The organism is Streptosporangium heterodermiicola (genome assembly GCF_051390675.1).
GTDB lineage: Bacteria > Actinomycetota > Actinomycetes > Streptosporangiales > Streptosporangiaceae > Streptosporangium.
In genome coordinates this window covers 94,548-111,377 of sequence record NZ_JBPJSR010000013.1, presented here as the reverse complement: position 1 = coordinate 111,377, position 16,830 = coordinate 94,548, and the positions used below count along the sequence as shown (strand labels likewise).

General features: G+C 71.0%; 17 protein-coding genes. 7 read left to right on the top strand and 10 right to left on the bottom strand.

What is annotated here, in order from left to right; translation table 11 throughout:
- Together ACSC1Q_RS26690 and ACSC1Q_RS26685 are read right to left on the bottom strand one after the other, a co-directional pair.
- Positions 1-1,518 carry a carotenoid oxygenase family protein gene (locus ACSC1Q_RS26690; protein ID WP_436761421.1) on the bottom strand — a complete coding sequence of 506 codons (1,518 nt, stop codon included), beginning with the start codon at positions 1,516-1,518 and terminating at the stop codon, positions 1-3.
- 222 nt (positions 1,519-1,740) lie between these two features.
- The gene (locus ACSC1Q_RS26685) at positions 1,741-2,967 is read right to left on the bottom strand and encodes an acetyl-CoA acetyltransferase (protein WP_436761420.1); all 1,227 of its coding nucleotides are present in this window, start codon (positions 2,965-2,967) and stop codon (positions 1,741-1,743) included.
- Positions 2,968-3,249: 282 nt separating this feature from the next.
- Here ACSC1Q_RS26685 and ACSC1Q_RS26680 point away from each other — a divergent pair, with 282 nt between their 5' ends.
- Together ACSC1Q_RS26680 and ACSC1Q_RS26675 are read left to right on the top strand one after the other, a co-directional pair.
- Positions 3,250-3,552, top strand: coding sequence for a hypothetical protein (locus ACSC1Q_RS26680; protein WP_436761419.1), 303 nt, complete (start codon positions 3,250-3,252; stop codon positions 3,550-3,552).
- Positions 3,549-4,346 carry a DUF1295 domain-containing protein gene (locus tag ACSC1Q_RS26675; protein ID WP_436761418.1) on the top strand — a complete coding sequence of 266 codons (798 nt, stop codon included), beginning with the start codon at positions 3,549-3,551 and terminating at the stop codon, positions 4,344-4,346. Before ACSC1Q_RS26680 ends, ACSC1Q_RS26675 begins: the two co-directional genes overlap by 4 nt.
- 20 nt (positions 4,347-4,366) lie before the next feature.
- Here ACSC1Q_RS26675 and ACSC1Q_RS26670 read toward each other — a convergent pair whose 3' ends face one another.
- Positions 4,367-5,683 carry a pyridoxal phosphate-dependent aminotransferase gene (locus tag ACSC1Q_RS26670; protein ID WP_436761417.1) on the bottom strand — a complete coding sequence of 439 codons (1,317 nt, stop codon included), beginning with the start codon at positions 5,681-5,683 and terminating at the stop codon, positions 4,367-4,369.
- A 184-nt stretch (positions 5,684-5,867) separates the two neighbouring features.
- On the bottom strand, positions 5,868-6,770 hold the full coding sequence (locus tag ACSC1Q_RS26665) for an AraC family transcriptional regulator (RefSeq protein WP_436761416.1): 903 nt from the start codon (positions 6,768-6,770) through the stop codon (positions 5,868-5,870).
- A gap of 157 nt (positions 6,771-6,927) precedes the next feature.
- Here ACSC1Q_RS26665 and ACSC1Q_RS26660 point away from each other — a divergent pair, with 157 nt between their 5' ends.
- From ACSC1Q_RS26660 to ACSC1Q_RS26650, 3 genes are all read left to right on the top strand, one after another.
- On the top strand, positions 6,928-7,305 hold the full coding sequence (locus tag ACSC1Q_RS26660; RefSeq protein ID WP_436761415.1) for a putative quinol monooxygenase: 378 nt from the start codon (positions 6,928-6,930) through the stop codon (positions 7,303-7,305).
- A gap of 134 nt (positions 7,306-7,439) precedes the next feature.
- Entirely contained in the window at positions 7,440-7,652 is a 213-nt protein-coding gene (locus tag ACSC1Q_RS26655) for a hypothetical protein (RefSeq protein ID WP_436761414.1), read from the top strand.
- A gap of 142 nt (positions 7,653-7,794) precedes the next feature.
- Positions 7,795-8,553 carry an SDR family NAD(P)-dependent oxidoreductase gene (locus ACSC1Q_RS26650; RefSeq protein ID WP_436761413.1) on the top strand — a complete coding sequence of 253 codons (759 nt, stop codon included), beginning with the start codon at positions 7,795-7,797 and terminating at the stop codon, positions 8,551-8,553.
- A 52-nt stretch (positions 8,554-8,605) separates the two neighbouring features.
- Here ACSC1Q_RS26650 and ACSC1Q_RS26645 read toward each other — a convergent pair whose 3' ends face one another.
- From ACSC1Q_RS26645 to ACSC1Q_RS26625, 5 genes are all read right to left on the bottom strand, one after another.
- Positions 8,606-9,427, bottom strand: coding sequence for a phosphoenolpyruvate hydrolase family protein (locus ACSC1Q_RS26645; RefSeq protein WP_436761412.1), 822 nt, complete (start codon positions 9,425-9,427; stop codon positions 8,606-8,608).
- 25 nt (positions 9,428-9,452) lie between these two features.
- Complete coding sequence (locus tag ACSC1Q_RS26640) at positions 9,453-10,673, bottom strand: Tm-1-like ATP-binding domain-containing protein (RefSeq protein ID WP_436761411.1); 1,221 nt, start codon at positions 10,671-10,673, stop codon at positions 9,453-9,455.
- Between the two features lie 284 nt (positions 10,674-10,957).
- A complete protein-coding gene (locus tag ACSC1Q_RS26635) occupies positions 10,958-11,317 on the bottom strand; it encodes a PRC-barrel domain containing protein (RefSeq protein ID WP_350971680.1) in 360 nt (119 codons plus the stop codon).
- Between the two features lie 169 nt (positions 11,318-11,486).
- On the bottom strand, positions 11,487-12,299 hold the full coding sequence (locus ACSC1Q_RS26630) for a GOLPH3/VPS74 family protein (protein ID WP_436761410.1): 813 nt from the start codon (positions 12,297-12,299) through the stop codon (positions 11,487-11,489).
- Positions 12,300-12,367: 68 nt separating this feature from the next.
- Entirely contained in the window at positions 12,368-13,099 is a 732-nt protein-coding gene (locus ACSC1Q_RS26625; protein WP_436761409.1) for a CPBP family intramembrane glutamic endopeptidase, read from the bottom strand.
- Between the two features lie 623 nt (positions 13,100-13,722).
- Between ACSC1Q_RS26625 and ACSC1Q_RS26620 the strand changes: the two genes are divergently transcribed.
- On the top strand, positions 13,723-14,250 hold the full coding sequence (locus ACSC1Q_RS26620; RefSeq protein ID WP_436761408.1) for a VOC family protein: 528 nt from the start codon (positions 13,723-13,725) through the stop codon (positions 14,248-14,250).
- Positions 14,251-14,319: 69 nt separating this feature from the next.
- On the top strand, positions 14,320-14,976 hold the full coding sequence (locus ACSC1Q_RS26615) for a TetR/AcrR family transcriptional regulator (RefSeq protein ID WP_436761407.1): 657 nt from the start codon (positions 14,320-14,322) through the stop codon (positions 14,974-14,976).
- A gap of 256 nt (positions 14,977-15,232) precedes the next feature.
- Here ACSC1Q_RS26615 and ACSC1Q_RS26610 read toward each other — a convergent pair whose 3' ends face one another.
- Positions 15,233-16,660 carry an arabinose isomerase gene (locus ACSC1Q_RS26610; protein ID WP_436761406.1) on the bottom strand — a complete coding sequence of 476 codons (1,428 nt, stop codon included), beginning with the start codon at positions 16,658-16,660 and terminating at the stop codon, positions 15,233-15,235.
- Positions 16,661-16,830: the final 170 nt, after the last annotated feature.

Genomic DNA, 16,830 nt, shown 5'->3' with positions numbered 1-16,830 from the left:
TCACAGCCTCAGGGCGTGGGCCGGTGACTCGGCGTCACGCCAGCCGGGGATCGAGTCGCCCGCCGCCCAGGTGGCGTGCGTGCCGCTGGAGACGCGCTCGGGAAGCCTCAGCCTGGCCAGCGGACCGTCGGCCACCCTGGCCGCGTCGAAGATCAGGCACTCGGAACGATCTTCGTTCATGTCGGTGGTCAGCGTAACAAGGTAACCGTCGTCCTCGGCGGTGGATCCCACACGCGGGGCCATCGCGGGCTCGCTGCCGTACACCCCGGCGGGCAGGCCGAAGCGCTCCTCGTTGCCGGTGAGCAGGTCGTGGCGGACCAGCCCGTCGAACAGGAACCACCCCTCCAGCCCGGTGGCCGCGTAGGCGTAGCGGTGCCGGCGCCCGCCGTAGGCGTTGTTGAGCACGCCGAACTCGGTGATGGAGTCGGTCAGCCGTTCCTCCCGGCACCGCCCGGTGACCAGGTTCAGCCGCCAGCGGTGCAGCCGGGTCTGCATGCGGTCGAGCGCGAGGAAGCGGAACATCCGCTGGTAGGCGCCGCCCTCACCGGTGTCCTTGGGCTCGGGGTCGCCCTGGAAGAAGCCGTCCAGGACGATCTCGTCGCCCTCCTCGTACGCGTTGACCCAGTGCAGCACGTAGGTGGAGTCGGCCTCGAACCACTGGATCGGCCGGGGGCCTCCGCGCCGGGGCACGACGGCCAGCCGGGTCGGCAGCTCGGGATGGAACCTGGCCGCGTACCGCCCCCTGGCCAGCAGGTCGGGCTCCCAGAACATGGGACAGTCGTTGAGGATGGCGTAGTTCTCGGTGAAGGCCATGTCGTGCGGCAGGCGCGGCCCGGGGAGCGGCACCTCCACGTAGTGGCTGAGCCGGTCGTCGGCCCCGACCACGCCGTAGTGCATGTACGGCTCGGCGGTGCCGTAGTTGAAGAAGAGCAGTTCCCCGGTGTGCGGGTCGACCTTCGTGTGCGCAGAGACCCCCAGGTCGTGGGGGAAGGCCCCGCCCCACTCGGCCTTGCCGAGCGTCTCCAGGGTGAGCGGGTCGAGCCGGTAGAGGTCGCCGCACTGGTAGAAGCTGGTGAGCGCGACGCCCGCGTGCACGACGACGTCGGTGCTGGAGGCGTCCTTCATCCGGCCCCTGGCTCCCCAGCCGTCCTGGCGCGGGGAGTTGTCGGGCCGCTCGGCGATCCCGGCCCAGAGCGGCCCGCCCGCCTCCCGCTCGGCGAGCAGCCCGTCGGTGCGGATGAAGCGGTTGCGGTAGAAGGCCTTGCCGTCGCGGAACCCGACGACGTGGACCATCCCGTCGCCGTCGAAGGGGTGGTAGCGCTCCAGCGCGGGGTGCACCGGGTTCTCGGTGTTGCGCAGGTAGACCCCGTCGAGGTCGGCGGGGATCTCCCCCTCGACGACCTGAAGGTCCTCGGCGCGCCACTCGGTGGTCTGCGGCCGCCACGGACCCGTCCGGTACGGGTGGTCGTCGTCCTGGGGCAGGGTCGACAGCACGCGCCCGACGACTTCGACGTCCATTGGTCTTCTCCTCGTGTGACTGGACCGCGCGGGCCCTCGTGTGACCGGACCGCGCGGGGAATGCCCGCTGACTTCACCCGGCCCGCTTCGCCCGGTTCACTTCGCCTGACCCGCTCGGCCCGGCTCTCGCCTCGTCCGGACCGCTCGGCCCGGTTCATCTCACCCGGCCCGCTTCGCCCGGCCCTTCGCTCCGGTTCGCTTCACCGGATCGCCCGCCCGGGTCTACTCGGCCCCGACGACGAAACCGACGGTCGTGGTCGTACTGCCGCCGATGTTGAGCGTGCCGAACCGGCGCGCCCCCTCGACCTGGTAGGCACCGGCCCGGCCGGTGACCTGGCGGGCGGCGTCGAGGAGCATCCGGACCCCGGTGGCGCCGACCGGGTGGCCGCCGCCGATGAGACCGCCGCTCGGGTTGACGGGGATGCGCCCGCCGATCTCCAGGTCGCCGTTCTCGATGGCCTTCCAGCTCTCACCGGGTCCGGTGATGCCGAAGTGGTCGATCGCGGCGTACTGCGACATGGTGAAGCAGTCGTGCGTCTCGATGCCGTCGAGGTCGTCGACGCCACCGACGCCCGCGCGGGAGAACGCGTCGAGCACCGCGTTGCGCACGTGCGGCAGCGTGTACGGCTCGTCGCGGCTGCGCTCCAGCTTCATCGCCAGCGGGAGCCCGACGGTCCGGTGCCCCCAGCCGAGCACCCGGGCGAGGCGGCCCTCGCGCGCGAGTCCGGGGTGGCTCGACAGGAAGCGCTCCCCGACCAGCACCACCCCGGCGCCGCCGTCGGTGATCTGGCTGCAGTCCGTACGCCGCAGCCTGCCCTCCACCACCGGGTTGGCCTCGTCGTCGGCGGTGAAGCTGGCGTCGGTGAACGTCCACCCGCGCGTCTGCGCGTTGGGGTTGGCCCTGGCGTTGCGGAAGTTGAGCTCGGCGACGGCCCGCAGGTGGGCGTCGTCGAGGCCGTAGCGCCGGTCGTACTCGTCGGCGAGGGCGCTGAACATGTGGGGCCACACGAACTTCGCGTCCTGTCCCTCGTGGCCCACCCAGGCGGCGGCGCCGAGGTGTCCGGCGGCGAGGTCACCGGGCACGGTGCGCTCCAGCTCCAGGCCGAGGACCAGGGCGCAGTCGTAGCGTCCGGACTCGATGTCGGCCATGGCGGCCAGCGCGGCGACGCCGCCGGAGGCGCAGGCCGCCTCGTGCCTGGCCGCGGGGATCTCCCACAGTCCGGGCTCGACGGTGGCGGGCATGCCGCCCAGCTGGCCCTGTCCGGTGAAGAGCTGGCCGAAGGCGTTGCCGACGTGGATGACGTCCACGTCGGAGGGGGCGAGACCGGCGTCGTCGAGGGTGCCGCGCACGACCTCCCCGGTGAGCTCGGCGAACCCCTGGCCGGCCCGCGACCAGTTGCGGGCGAAGTCACTCTGGTAGCCGCCCAGGATCCATACCGCGTCCGGCATGGCCCGCCTCCTCGCTGAGATCCATCTGCTGTCCGTTTCTTACTACAACAAGGAGAGTATGCCGTCAACGCACCCGGAACCGTTCCTCCAGGTCCGCATGGAAAAACTACTTAAAGACGGTATTGCCGCTCCCGAACCCTCTCACTACATTTAAGAGAGTTACTTGACGACGGGAGGAGCGGCGCGTGGGATCGCTCGACGGGCAGGTCATCGTGATCACGGGAGGCGGGCGGGGTCTGGGAACGGGCGTTCGCCCTGCGCCTGGCCGGGCTGGGCGCCCGCATGGTGGTCGACAACCGCAACCGGGTCGTCGACGAGAACGGCCTCGGCCCCGCCGACCACGTGGTCCGGGAGATCCGGGACGCGGGCGGCGGCCCGCGCTCCGCCGACTTCGTGGAGTGGGGCACCGTCCTCACCCCGGAGGCGGCCGTCTCCCCGGAAGCGGCCGTCTCACCGGAAGGGGGTGGCGGCCTGACTCCCGCGAGGCCCGCCGAGCTCCTCGAACGCAGCCGCGAGGGCCCCGCCCACCGCTACGCCAACGCCCAGGACGGCTTCCTGGACCTCGCAGAGGAGACGAACCGTTGACAGGCCTGCTGATCAACCTGCTGGTCACGGCGGTCGCCGTGCTGCTCACCATGCTCGCCACGATGGCCTACGCGCTGCGCACCAGGAACCAGGGCTTCGTCGACACCGTCTGGGGCCCGGGCTTCGTCGTCGTGGCGGCGGTCAGCTTCGTGACCTCCCAGCTCCTCGGCGAGGGCCTCGACGCCCGGCGGATCATCGTGCTGGCGCTCACCGCGATCTGGGGGATACGGCTGGGCGCCTACATCCACCGGCGCAACAGCGGCAAGGGCGAGGACCCCCGCTACACCGCGCTGATGCGCAGGAACACCGGCCCCGTGGTGCCGTACGTGATCAGGAACGTCTACTGGCCGCAGGGGTCGATCATGTGGGTGGTGTCGCTGCCCGTGCAGGTCGCCATGTACGAGACCGCGCCGCTCGGGATCGTCACCTGGATCGGCGTCGCCGTGTGGGCCCTCGGCTTCCTGTTCGAGGCGGTCGGCGACCACCAGCTCTCCCGGTTCAAGGCGGACCCGGCCAACCGGGGCGGGGTCATGGACCGCGGGCTGTGGGCCTGGACCCGGCATCCCAACTACTTCGGCGACGCCGTCGTCTGGTGGGGCCTGTTCCTCGTCGCCTGCTCCCACTGGGCGGCGCCGCTGACGGTCGTCTCCCCGCTCCTGATGACCCACATGCTGGTCAACAAGAGCGGAAAGGCCCTGCTGGAACGGCGGATGGCGCGCCATCGCGGCCCCGAGTACGCCGACTACCCGGCCAGGACCAGCGGTTTCCTGCCCCGCCCACCACGGCGCGGCTGAACCGGCGGGGCGCGGGCGCCTCAGATGGAGGGCGGCAGGGCCGACAGCATGTCGAAGCGGCGGTCGCCCTCGTACAGGGGCGTCTGCGTCAGGGGCGTCTGCGCCAGGAGGGTCTGTGTCTGCAGGGGCGTCGAGAGGGACGCGGGCAGCGGGTCGTACAGGGGCGTGGGTGTCGGCAGGGGTGGGGGTACGGAGCTCAGCGACCTGTTCCCGCTCTCGTAGAGGACGGCGTACAGCCCGCTGATCAGGCGCCGCACGTCCCGCTCCGGCCGGACCACCAGGCGCATGAACTGGCTGGTCATGCCCAGCTTGTTGCCGCACTCGCGGACGAACAGGTTGTGCTCGTCGAGCAGCTGGTCGCGCAGGGCGGCGCCGTCCCTGCCCCCGGGGAGCCGTACCAGCAGGAAGTTGCCCTGGGAGGGGAAGACGGTGAGGCCGGGGACCCGGGTCAGCTGGTAGCGCATCGACTCGCGGTCCAGGGCGAGCAGCCGGAGGCTGTCCAGATACTCGGACATGTACTGGCGGATCATGAAGACCACGGTCTCGGCGAAGGAGTTCAGGTTCCACTTGGGCAGGGCGCGCCGCACCCTGGCCGCCAGCGCGGGGTTGGCCACCATGTAGCCGAAGCGGATGCCGTGCAGCCCGAAGTTCTTGCCGAGGCTCTTCAGCACCACCACGTTGGGCCGGATGGCGGCCTCGTTCGCGACGCTCGGGTACGGCTCGGCGTCGACGAAGTCGATGAACGACTCGTCCACCACGACCAGGTCGAGGTCCACGAGCCGGTCGAGCAGGGCGATGACCTCGTGGCGGCGCAGGTAGCCCCCGTCGGGGTTGTTCGGGTTGCAGATGACCGCCACCCGGGAGCCGCGGTGCCGGACGAAGTTGACGTACGCGTCCACGTCCAGCGCGAACCCCTGGTTCTCCGGCAGCGGATACATGTCCACGCGCTTGCCGGTCTCCATCGGCTGGTCGGTCCAGCGGCCGAACGTGGGGATCGGGACGGCCAGGCTCTCCCTGACCAGCAGGTGGTCGATCCAGGTGATCAGCTCCGTCGACCCGTTGCCCATCACCACGGTCTGCGGGTTCAGGCCCAGCACCCCGCAGAGCTCGGCGGTGATCGTGTCCGCGTCGCTGGGGTAGAACTTCAGGATCGTGCTGAGGTTCTGCTCCAGGACGCCGAAGACCTCGGGCGTCGGGAAGTACGGATTGCAGGGGATGCAGAAGTCGACCAGCTCCTCCCCCTCCGCCGGTTGCTCCGGCGCGGCCCGCATGAGCGAGAAGTACGACGGGCTGTGCGCGGCGGTGTGCGCTCGGCTGCGATCGATGGGACCGGCCAACGGGGCCTCCTGACGGACGTTCACGCCTCTGACACCCCCAGCTACGCACCTGGATACGGGCAGGTTCAGCGGGGCCCGCGCGGGCGGCCGCCGTCCACCTCGCCCCCCGGTCAGGTCAGGCTCCCGGAAAGGCTCCTCGCACGGTCAGGTCCGGCTCCCGGAACGGCTCCTCGCACCGGCGCGGCTACACCAGGGCCGGGGCGGTGCGCGGCGCCGACCCGCGCAGGCGGGCGGCGTCCTCGCTCGGCGGCGCGCCGAACTGGCGGCGGTACTCGCGGCTGAACTGTGACGGGCTGTCGTAGCCGACGCGGCAGCCGACCCCGGTGACGTCGTGGGGATGCGTGGCGAGCAGCAGCCGGGCCTCCTGCAGCCGGATCTGCTTCTGGAACTGGATGGGGCTCATCGCGGTGACCGCCTGGAAGTTGCGGTAGAAGGCGGACACGCTCATGCCGGACAGCTGCGCCACGTCCTCCACCCGGAAGGACTGCGTGTAATGGTCGCGGATCCACCGGACCGCCCGCGCGACGTGGGTGAGGTTGCTGTCGGCGAGGCCGAGCTGGCGTACGACGGCGCCCTGCTCGCCGGTGACGAGCCGCCAGAGGATCTCCCGCTTGATCAGCGGCGCGAGCACCGCGACGTCGCGTGGCCGGTCGAGCAGGCGCAGCAGCCGGATCACCGCGTCGACGAGCGCGTCGGGCGCGTCGCTGACGGCCATGCCGGACGGCGTGCCGCCACCGGGCGGGAGGTCTCCGGGAGCCGCCTGCAGCAACAGCTCGGCGACGGTGGCCGGGTGCAGGATCAGGCCGAAGCCCATCGCCGGACGCTCGGGGCTCGCCTCGGTGAAGTGGCCGGTGATCGGCATGTCGACCGAGGCGACGAGATACTGCCCGGCACGGTACTCGTACACGCGGTCGCCCAGCGCGATCCGTTTCGCGCCCTGCGCGATGAGTGCCAGCACCGTGCCCGACATCGACGGCGACGGCGGATCCGGCTCCTCGACCTTCGAGACCAGGACGCCGTCGATGTCGGTGGTCATGTCGGGCCGGGCGTGGCGAGCGAGCAGGGAACGCAGCTCATCGAGGTCCATGAACCGATTGAACCACAGGCCTGATAATTCCCACAGCGATAGGATCAGGCAAGAGATCAAGAGCATCGTTCTAACGTTTCCGCTGGTCACGATGATTACATGGGCTTATCGAAATCCCAGGAGCGCAAGAGTGCTCCACGAACGAGGAGATACCCCCATGGTCGTCGACCACGGTTTCCACGCCACCATGACCGCGCGGCCCGGCAGGGGTGACGAGCTGGTCGCGTTCCTGCTCGACGCGCCTTCCCTGTCGAACGAGGACTGCGTCGTCTTCCTGGTCAGCCGCTCGACCGGCGCCCCGGACACCGTCTCCGTCACCGAGGGCTGGGCCAGCGAGGAGGCCCACGGCAGGTTCTTCGCGACCGAGGAGGCTCAGGCGCTGGTCGCGAAGCTGCAGCCGCTGCTCGCCGGCGAGTCCCGGTACACCGACGAGGTGCCGGTCGGCGGCAAGGCCGCTTTCCGAAACCCCCGGCCAGCACCGATCAACCCCGGCCAGCCCCGTCCAGCCACGGCCAAACCCGATCAGCCTCACTGAACCCCGGCGAACTCAGCGAACCTCGCTGAACCCCAGCGGGTCACAGCCGACCTCCAACCGCCCCCCCAGCCGCCTCCAGCGACCTCCAGCGACCTCCAGCGACCTCCAGCGACCTCCAGCGACAGGACCCCACCATGGCAAAGGACCTCGCCGTGACACCGGCACGCCCCGACCTCGACCCCGGGCTGCGCGCTCTCCTCGCGGAGATGCCTCTCATGTCCGAGCTCAACCCCGAGGTGCTCGCCCAGCTGCGCCGATACCCGTCGACGCCGATCGACACCCTCCTCGACGGCCGCGCCGTCGACCGCAGGGAGATCACCATAACGACTGGCTCACCCGGGTCCTGAACCCGTGGTGACCTGAACACATCACGGGCCCCGAGCCCGACGGCTCGAACACGTCACGGGTCTTGAGCCCGACGGCTCGAACACACGAAAGCCGGCACCGCCGAGCCGGTGCCGGTCCACGAACGAACAGGAGAGTCCAATCATGCGGGTAGCCATCGTCACCGGTGCCAGCTCCGGTATCGGCCAGAGCGCCGCCGTCCAGATCGCCAGGCGCGGAACGGGAGTGATCCTGACCTACAACGGCAACGAGTCCGGAGCGCTGGACACGGTGGCGACGATCGAGAAGGAGGGCGGCACGGCCGTCGCGCTGCCGCTGGCCGTCGGCCGCTCGGAGACGTTCCCGGCCTTCCGCGAGTCCGTCGCCGGGGCGCTGCGCGACACCTGGCGGCGGGACACGTTCGACTTCCTGGTCAACAACGCCGGCTTCGGCCACATGGCGATGTTCGAGGACACGACCGAGGAGACGTTCGACACGCTCATGCGGGTGCTGCTCAAGGGCCCGTACTTCCTGACCCAGACCCTGCTGCCGCTGCTGGCCGACGGCGGCGCGATCGTCAACACCGCGAGCAGCGCGGCCACGTTCTCCGGCATGGAGCCCGGTTACTCCGCCTACGGCACCATGAAGGGCGGCCTGGTCGTGCTGACCCGCTATCTGGCCAAGGAGTTCAGCGCGCGCGGCATACGCGTCAACTCCGTCTCCCCCGGTTCCACCCGCACCCGCATCGCCGACAACGCGTTCGAACGCCACCCGGAGGTGATCCCCCGGATCGCGGCCAAGACCGCCCTCGGACGACTCGGCGAACCCGACGACATCGGCATGGTGATCGCCACGCTGCTGGCCGAGGAATCCCGCTGGATAACCGCCCAGGACATCGAGGTCTCCGGCGGCTACAACCTCTGACCACCTGGTCCCGCGTCCGGTGGCATTCAGCGCGGCCTCCGGACCTCCGCGGTTAAAACGTCAGCGACTTGAAGGCGCGCACCTGTCCGGTGATGGCGCGTTCCGTCGGCAGGCGTTCGACCGACGACGCGCCGAAGAAGCCCACCACGCCCTCCGTACGGGACAGCACGTGGGCCGCGTCCTCCGGTTCGGCGATGGGGCCGCCGTGGCAGAGGACGAGGATGTCGGGGCGGACGGACACCGCGGCGTCGCGCATCGCCTGGACCCGTTCGACCGCCTCGTCCAGGGAGAGCGCGGTGCCGGCGCCGATGCTGCCCTTGGTGGTGAGGCCGACGTGCGGGACGAGGACGTCGGCGCCCGCCTCGGCCATGGCCCGCGCCTGGTCGGGGTCGAAGACGTAGGGGGCGGTGACCAGGTCGCGCTCGCGCGCCAGCCCGACCATCTCGACCTCCAGGTCGTAGCCCATCCCGGTCTCCTCCAGGTTCTGCCGGAAGACCCCGTCGTACAGGCCGACGGTCGGGAAGTTCTGCACCCCGGCGAAGCCCATGGCCGCGAGCTGGTCGAGGAACCTGGGCATCAGCCGGAACGGGTCGGTGCCGCACACCCCGGCGAGCACCGGGGTGTCCCCGACCACGGGCAGCACCTCGGCGGCCATCTCCACGACGATCTGGTTGGCGTCGCCGTACGGCAGCAGCCCGGCGAGGGAGCCCCGGCCCGCCATCCGGTAGCGGCCGGAGTTGTAGATGATGATCAGGTCGACGCCGCCCTCCTCGGCGCACTTGGCGGACAGCCCGGTGCCGGCGCCCGCGCCGACGACCGGACGGCCCTCGGCGACGGTACGGCGCAGCCTGGCGAGGACGTCCTCGCGGTTCACCCGGTACCTCCGGTGCCGGCCCGGGTCACGCCGCGTCCCTCGCGGTGATCATCAGATGCAGCCGATCGGCCATGGCACGGCCGAAGGCGGGGTCGTTGACGTGCAGGTCCAGCTCCTCGACCTCGACGGCCGAACCTCGCAGCCCTTCGTCCAGGGCGTCGAAGCAGGACTCGTCGGCCTTGGGGTCGTGGAAGGGGGCGCCCTCGACGTCGAGGGCGGAGACGCCCCGGCGCGGGACGAACAGCACGGTCGGGCCGTTGGCCGCGCTCAGCTTGGCGGCCATCCGGCGGCCGAGCTCGCCCATCTCCTCCGCCGTGGTCCGCATCAGGGTCACGGTCGGGTTGTGGACGTACAGCAGGCGGTCGCCGAAGGACTCGGGGACGGTGTCGCGGGGACCGAAGTTGACCATGTCCAGCGCGCCGGGGGCGACCACCTGGGGCACGCCGCGCGCTCCGGCCGCGGTCAGCCGGCCGGGGCCGGCCGACAGGACGCCGCCGACCAGGTCGTCGGCGAGTTCGGTGGTGGTGAGGTCGAGCACGCCCGAGAGCAGGCCGCTCTGGGCCAGCGACTCCAGGGCCCGCCCGCCGGATCCGGTGGCGTGGAAGACCAGCACCTCGTAGCCGAGCTCGTCCAGCCGCGCCTTGGCGGCGTCGACCGCGGGCGTGGTCACGCCGAACATCGAGGCGGCCACGAGCGGGCGGTCGTCCTCGACGACCGGGGACGGGATGCTCACCATGCCGGCCATCGCCGCCGCGGCGTTGCCGAGGACTCGCACGGAGACGCGGTTGACCCCGGCGAGGTCGACGACGCTGTACATCAGCGTGACGTCCTTGGCTCCCACGTAGGGGGACACGTCGCCGGAGGCCATGGTCGAGACGATGAGCTTGGGCAGCCCGATCGGCAGGTCCCTGACGGCCCGCGCCGCGATCGAGGACCCGCCGCTGCCGCCCACCGCGAGCACGCCGTCGAGACGGCCCTGGGCGTACAGCTCGGCGAGGACGGCCGCGGCGCCCTCCCCCATCGCCGTGACGGCCGCTCCCCGGTCGCCGGTCGCGCGCAGCACCGCGACGTCGGTCCCGGCCGCCAGCGCGACCCGGTCGTTGCCGACGTCGGCGGGCACCCGCGCCTCACCGATGCCCGCGTCGACCAGGACGACGTCGCAGTCGAGGGCGAGTAACCGGTCGTGGAGCCAGGCGTACTCCCACCCCTTGGTGTCCAGCGTTCCCACCAGGCCTATCGTCGGCATCTCGCCCCACGCCTCTCTGTTCGCGGACCTTCTTCGCCACGTCGGTCGTACTGACCGTGTTGGTCGTGCTGACCGTCCCGGGAGGCGCGTACCGGACCCGATGGACGTTCTCCGTGGACAGGGGCCGTTCCGGCCCCCGTCCCGAGACGCCCCGTGGTTCGCGGATCGCGCTCCCGCCACCGGTCGGCGACGTGACCGCCGGACGGGAGGGCCCGGTGGCGGGCGGGCCTTCCCCGGTACTGCGCGGTCACGTCGCTGCGTGCTCTGTTACGCGTACGTGCCGGTCAGAGGGCGGCGGAGAAGGTGCCGTAGTAGCCGCCCAGCTCCTGGCGGTAGACGCTCTGCCGGTACGTCGCCGCGTCGTACTCCGGTGCGTCCTGGATCTCCTGTTTGGTGCGCGCGATGTACATCTTGCGTTCCTGCCGGTCGATCCGGATCACCGTGCTGGCCGGGAGCACGACCTTCTTCCCGGAGAGCCAGGAACCGATGTCGGCCACGACGTAGCTGTCGTCGGTCACATTGCTCTCCTCCTCCACCAGTCCGACCTTGCCGTCGACGGCCTCCACGTCGAAGCCGATGACGCTCATCGTCTCGTCGGGACCGTAAACGCCTTCGCGATAGCTCCACAGTCCTTCGCTCGTCATGTGCGGGCTCTCCTCATCGCGATGTGTGTGGCCCCCCGCCTACCCGTGGCGGCCGAGGTAAACGGTGCATCGGATGGCCGTATTACGCCAGGAGGCGAGCCGTACCGAGGATGAGAAAACATCCGGAGGATCTTCGTCCGCCTCTGGGGGGCCGGGGGTTCGGATCCCCTCAGTTTTGGGGGAGCACGGCCGCCGCGACGATGACACTGTTGACGATGGTCGCGGTGACGGTGCGCGCGACCGCTTCGGCGGCGGCTCCGGCTCCCCAGCTGCCCTGTTCGAGCTCCTTGGCGCGGGTGATCACGGGGGAGGTCCAGGGAATCCCGGGGTGGAACTGGGGAAGCGTCCCGCTTCCCGAGAGCAGTGCCGCGAGCGCGGCGACACGGGGCCGCGGTTCCGCGCCCTCGACGAGCACGTCGCGGACGTCCTCAAGGAGCCTGGACCGGCGCCCGCTTCCGCCGTCCTCAAGAACCTTCGTGTTGAACAGGCCGAGCGTCTTGCGGCTCGAACGGCGGATGTCGCCGCGTTCGACGAGCCTGTCGAGCAGCGGGCCACGCAACGTCGGCCCGATCGCCGCGAGCACCGTCTGGACGCCTCGGGGTTTCTCGGAGAGGTAGTCCCAGGTGAGGCGGAGGATGTCATCCGACGGCGGGTGATCCTCGACGACCTCCACCCGCGTCGTCCCGCCCCAGCCGGAACCGGTTCGCACGTGATCGCCGAGCCCGAGATCCGCGAGCACCGCTCCCGCGAGGGTGTAGAAGAGCGTGTTCTCACCCGCGATGGTCCCGGTGCCCGACTGGAGGCCGGAGTTCGGCTGGAACAGGAGGAGCAGGAGATCCTCCGCCAGGGTCGGGGCCCCGAGCCGTTTCGCCTCGCCGGGCGTATCGGCCTTGCCGGATGTCTCGGGCGTATCGGGCGTATCGGCCTTGCCGGGCGTCTCGGCCTCGCCGCCGACGAAGGGTTGTTCAGGCTGCTGAGTCATCGGTCCTGTCTTTCATCGGAACGAGAAGTGGTGCCGAAGGCACATGATCATGGTCTTTGACGTGACGATCAGCCTGGCCCGGCGTATCCGGTGATCAGTACGAACAGCGGCAGGCCCATGTTGTTGACGGTGTGGACGGCCACCGCGGGCCAGATCGACCCGCTGCGGCGCATCACCTCGGCGGCGATGACGCCCACCACGAACGCCGTGGTCATGGCGATGTTGATGCCGTGGAAGAGGGCGAAGACGATCGAGCTGGACAGGACTCCGACGACGGGCCCGTAGCGCAGCAGGGCGTTGGCGACGACACCGCGGAAGAGGAACTCCTCGCCGATGGGGGTGAGGACGGACAGGAAGGCGATGGTCAGGATCAGGGGCAGCACGCCGCCGCCGGCCGCGTCGTAGTACGAGCCTTGGGGATCGGCGTCGAACCCGGTCAGGGCGATGACGGCGTAGTTCACCACCCCCTTGAGCAGGAACGCGACCACGCCCGCGGCAGCGCCGATGCCCATCCAGCGCCAGGTGGTGCGGCGCACGCTGAAGGCGCCCCAGGAGCGGATGCGGATCAGCGCGGCCGCGGCGAAGCCGATGAGGCCGACGAGGCCCGACCAGGCGGCCAGGGTCAGCCCGTACACCACCGCGTTCGACTCCAGCCCCAGCGGGCCGAAGAACGGGATCACGGCCATGGTGGCCGCCATCGCGAGCAGGCCGACCACGATCTCGGGCCAGCCCGGGCGCGCCGGGGAAGTGGTGCCGGCCGGGGCCGGCTGCCGCGAGTGGTCGGCATGGTCGGTGGACATGGTGGTGAACTCCTTGCTCTCTGATCTCGATGGGTGTCACCGGGCCCGGCACGCGGTGTCCGGCGCGTGGCACCTGGCGCGTGATGTCCGGCGCGCGGTGTCCGGCGCGCGGCGTCCGGCAAGGGTGCCGGTCGGCTCATGGGCCCGCCATTGGTGCGTGGCCGTTGCGTTTCAGGACGTCAGGCTGGACGAGGTTGTACAGGCCGCCCTTCGCCTGGAAGGAGCCCTCGCGCATGGCCGCCGCGCCTCTTCAGGTAGTGCGTGGTGAGAACGACGGTGGAGCCGTCCTCGCGCGGCTTGTCCGCTCCTTCGCGGCATGGGAGTCGCCGTAGCCGAGGTTCGGACGTTCAACGTCGATGACCGGTGTGGAGGACATACGTCGATCTCAGCAGCCGCCGGACCCACCGGGCAGTGCGACCACGTCATGACCTCGCCGTGACATTTCTCGGGCGAACATATGACGCGGTGTCACTAACACCGCCGCGAGACGCCGAACCCGCCACCGACGAGGACATCTGGCCCTGTGGCGGCGTGCTCACCCCGTAACGCGCGGTCCGGGCGAGACCTCTAGAATGTGATTCTAGGATTGGCCGATCTTCCGGCCCCGACCGCGAGGAGCCCACGTGTACGACGTCTCACCGGAACTCCGGGCACTTCGGGGACTCGGCGCCGTCTTCGACCACACCGCCGTCGCGGCACCGCGGATCAGGGATCTCCTGCCGATCTACCACGACCTGCTGGGCGGGACCTTCCGCAGCGGCGGTGACAACCAGATCGGCGGCTACCGGGCCCTGCAGCTCACCTATCCCGGCGGCAACAAGATCGAGCTGATGGAACCGCTCGACGGCTCCCCCTTCTTCGACAGCTTCTTCGAGCTGACGCGCGGCCGGGGCGGCGTGCACCACCTCAACTTCCACGTGGACGACATCGACCTGGCGGTCTCCCTGCTCACCGATCGCGGCTACCGCCTGCACGGCCTCAACCGTGACGACCCGAGGTGGCGCGAGGTGTTCCTGCACCCCAAGGAGGCCCACGGCGTGCTGATCCAGCTCGCGCAGCCCGGTCCGCGCGACTCCGCGCCCGTCCCCTCCCTCGACGAGGTGCTGGCCGGACGCGGATTCCGCGGCAACGGGATCCCCAGCCCCGCCTGAACACGGCACCATCATCGGACGGGACGGGGTTTCCGGAGCCCTTCCGTCCGGGGACAGCGAAGAGGCGAGATGACACGCAAGCCAGGCGCCTGGGAGTGGAGCCGTACGGCGCAGACCCGTACGAGCATGCTCAGGGCCGCCAGGGAGGTCTTCACCGAGCACGGTTTCACCGACGCCGGGGTGGCCGACGTCGTCGAGCGCGCCGGGCTGAGTGTCGGCAGCCTCTACCACCACTTCGGCGGCAAGACCGAGCTGTTCCTCGCGCTGTGGGAGAGGCACCAGGCCGAGCACGAGGAGAACGCGGCCTCCGCGGTCGCGAAGGCCCGCCAGTCGGGCGTCCACGACCCCCTGGAACTGTTCGTCGCCGGCGCCCGCGCCTTCCTTGAGGGGTCGTGGGAGCGGCGGGACCTGGCCCGGCTGTTCATGGACGGGGGCGGGCCCCCGGGGTTCGAGCTGCTGCGCCGCACGCGCGGCCGCGAGTGGGTACGGCAGAACGGTGTCCTGCTCGGCGCGGGCGGCACCTCCCTCGACCGCCTGACGGCCGCCGTCCTCACGGCGACCATCGGCGAGGCGGGCCGCGAGGTGGCGACCTGCGACAGCGAGGCGGAGGCGGAGCGGATCATCGAGGCCGCGATCGAGCTGATCCGCCGCCTCGACCCGCTGCGCGCCCCCTCGGCCCCGGCTCCCGTTCCGGCCCGGGAACCCGGGACCGAGGCGGCGGGCTGAGGCCCTCCCGCCGACCGCGATCGGCCGGAACGGACATGCCGGCCTGGGCGCCGGGGCGGGTCGGGAGTGCTCAGTCCGGGAGTACTCAGTCCGGGGATGCTCATTCCGGAACGGACACAGGTGCGAGCACGGGCGCGGGCGGCGGACGCTGTCAGCGCGCCGCCCGCGCCGCGCGCCGCGCCAAAAGCCTGACGCCGCGTGCCGCGTGCCGCGTGCCGAAAGCCTGACGCCGCGTGCCGAAGCCTGACGCCGCGCGTTACGGCCTGACCTCGATGACGTCGACGCCGATCAGGTCGGCGACCGCGCGCAGGTCGGCGGTCCGGTGGCCGGTGCCCAGGGCCCAGTGGTGGGAGATCCCGGTCGCGCTCCACGCGTCGGTCCACTCCCCGGGGTCGCACCCGAAGTCCACCCGCGAGGTGGTGTTGCCGATCCGCAGCAGCGGTCCCTCCACCGTGGCCCCCTCGGAGACCACGAACGCGAACGTCCCGTCGCGCCGCTGCAGCAGGCCCAGCGCGGTCACCGGGCCGTGCGCCACGTCGAACTCGACCGACACGCCCCAGCCGCGCTTGCCGTGGTAGACGCCCAGCCCGCGCAGCAGCGGGCGCCGCGAGCCTATCGCCAGGTGGGCCGGGCCGTCGTGCCCCATCTCCACGTGGCCGCGCGCGAAGTCGAGCGCCTGCAGCTCGGTGAACGACCCGCCCGCGCCCAGCCGGTCCATGACCAGCATGGCCAGCGAGGTACGCAGCTCGTACTCACCCACCGCGGGAACACCCCGGGCGGTCAGCAGGGACGCCCCCAGGATCATCCCGGCGCCCAGCCGTTCGTGGATCTCCCCCTCAAGGCCCCGGTGGTAGTAGGCCAGGCTGTCGAGGGCGAAGTCGTCCACCAGTCGGTCGAGGCCGACCGACACCCTCGCCGCCCAGGCGAAGTCGTCGTCCTTGACCGAGCCGTCCAGCTCGAAGACCTCCCGCGCCAGCCCGACGCGTTCCCTGACCTGCGCGTCGGTGACCTTCTCCACCCGTACGCGCAGGTCGTCGAACTCCAGGACCTCGACGTGCCCGCCCAGGTTCACCGGCACCAGGGTGAGGTCGGTGGCCACGTCCAGCATGCCCGGGTACAGGTGGCCCATCAGGCCGTGCCTGCCCCGGCGCAGTGCCGCGCGTACCCCGGCCGCCCGCACCCACCGGCCGATCCTGGCCCAGGCCCGTTCGTCCTCCAGATATCCCGACACCGACCGGAACGCGATCCCGGCCCGCAGGAAGGTGTTGGCCATCTCCGGCAGCGGGCAGGCACCGCAGTAGGCGAGCCACTGGCCGGTGTCGAAGCTCGCGTGGTCCATGGACTCGGTCGGCTGCAGGTTGATCAGCAGCACCGGCGCCCCGCTGCGCTGCGCCACCGGCAGCAGCATGGTCGCGGTCATGTACGTGGTGAGGAAGCCGACGATGATGTCGCAACCGGCCTCGCGCAGCCGCTCCGCCGCGACCGCTCCCTCCTGCGCGTCGGAGACGAACCCCACGTCGACGACGTCGCAGCCCAGCTCCCGCATCCGCTCGGAGACGCGCTCCGACGATCGCCGCAGCTGCGGCAGCAGGTCGGGGAACTGCGGCCAGTAGGCTCCCAGCCCCCCGGCCACGAGCCCCACCTTCGTACGCGGGGCGGTCACCCGGTCGAGCGTGGCGGTCATGGCGTTCTCCTCTCGCACCCCGGCGTCGCGAAGGGCATCGGGCGCGCACGGACATCAGGCGTAGGCGTCGGGTGCGCACGGGCATCGGACGCAAGTGCCGGGCGTGCGCGGGCATCGGACGCGGGCGTCGGGCACGCGCGGACATCGGACGCGGGCGTAATGCGCGCACG

What these genes read in the sequence shown, in the direction of transcription:
- ACSC1Q_RS26625 (WP_436761409.1), bottom strand. Translation starts at nt 13,099, where the DNA reads ATGTCCACCGACCATGCCGACCACTCGCGGCAGCCGGCCCCGGCCGGC.
- ACSC1Q_RS26630 (WP_436761410.1), bottom strand. Translation starts at nt 12,299, where the DNA reads ATGACTCAGCAGCCTGAACAACCCTTCGTCGGCGGCGAGGCCGAGACG.
- ACSC1Q_RS26640 (WP_436761411.1), bottom strand. Translation starts at nt 10,673, where the DNA reads ATGCCGACGATAGGCCTGGTGGGAACGCTGGACACCAAGGGGTGGGAG.
- ACSC1Q_RS26665 (WP_436761416.1), bottom strand. Translation starts at nt 6,770, where the DNA reads ATGGACCTCGATGAGCTGCGTTCCCTGCTCGCTCGCCACGCCCGGCCC.
- ACSC1Q_RS26610 (WP_436761406.1), bottom strand. Translation starts at nt 16,660, where the DNA reads ATGACCGCCACGCTCGACCGGGTGACCGCCCCGCGTACGAAGGTGGGG.
- ACSC1Q_RS26655 (WP_436761414.1), top strand. Translation starts at nt 7,440, where the DNA reads ATGGCAAAGGACCTCGCCGTGACACCGGCACGCCCCGACCTCGACCCC.
- ACSC1Q_RS26615 (WP_436761407.1), top strand. Translation starts at nt 14,320, where the DNA reads ATGACACGCAAGCCAGGCGCCTGGGAGTGGAGCCGTACGGCGCAGACC.
- ACSC1Q_RS26685 (WP_436761420.1), bottom strand. Translation starts at nt 2,967, where the DNA reads ATGCCGGACGCGGTATGGATCCTGGGCGGCTACCAGAGTGACTTCGCC.
- ACSC1Q_RS26680 (WP_436761419.1), top strand. Translation starts at nt 3,250, where the DNA reads ATGGTGGTCGACAACCGCAACCGGGTCGTCGACGAGAACGGCCTCGGC.
- ACSC1Q_RS26690 (WP_436761421.1), bottom strand. Translation starts at nt 1,518, where the DNA reads ATGGACGTCGAAGTCGTCGGGCGCGTGCTGTCGACCCTGCCCCAGGAC.
- ACSC1Q_RS26650 (WP_436761413.1), top strand. Translation starts at nt 7,795, where the DNA reads ATGCGGGTAGCCATCGTCACCGGTGCCAGCTCCGGTATCGGCCAGAGC.
- ACSC1Q_RS26635 (WP_350971680.1), bottom strand. Translation starts at nt 11,317, where the DNA reads ATGACGAGCGAAGGACTGTGGAGCTATCGCGAAGGCGTTTACGGTCCC.
- ACSC1Q_RS26660 (WP_436761415.1), top strand. Translation starts at nt 6,928, where the DNA reads ATGGTCGTCGACCACGGTTTCCACGCCACCATGACCGCGCGGCCCGGC.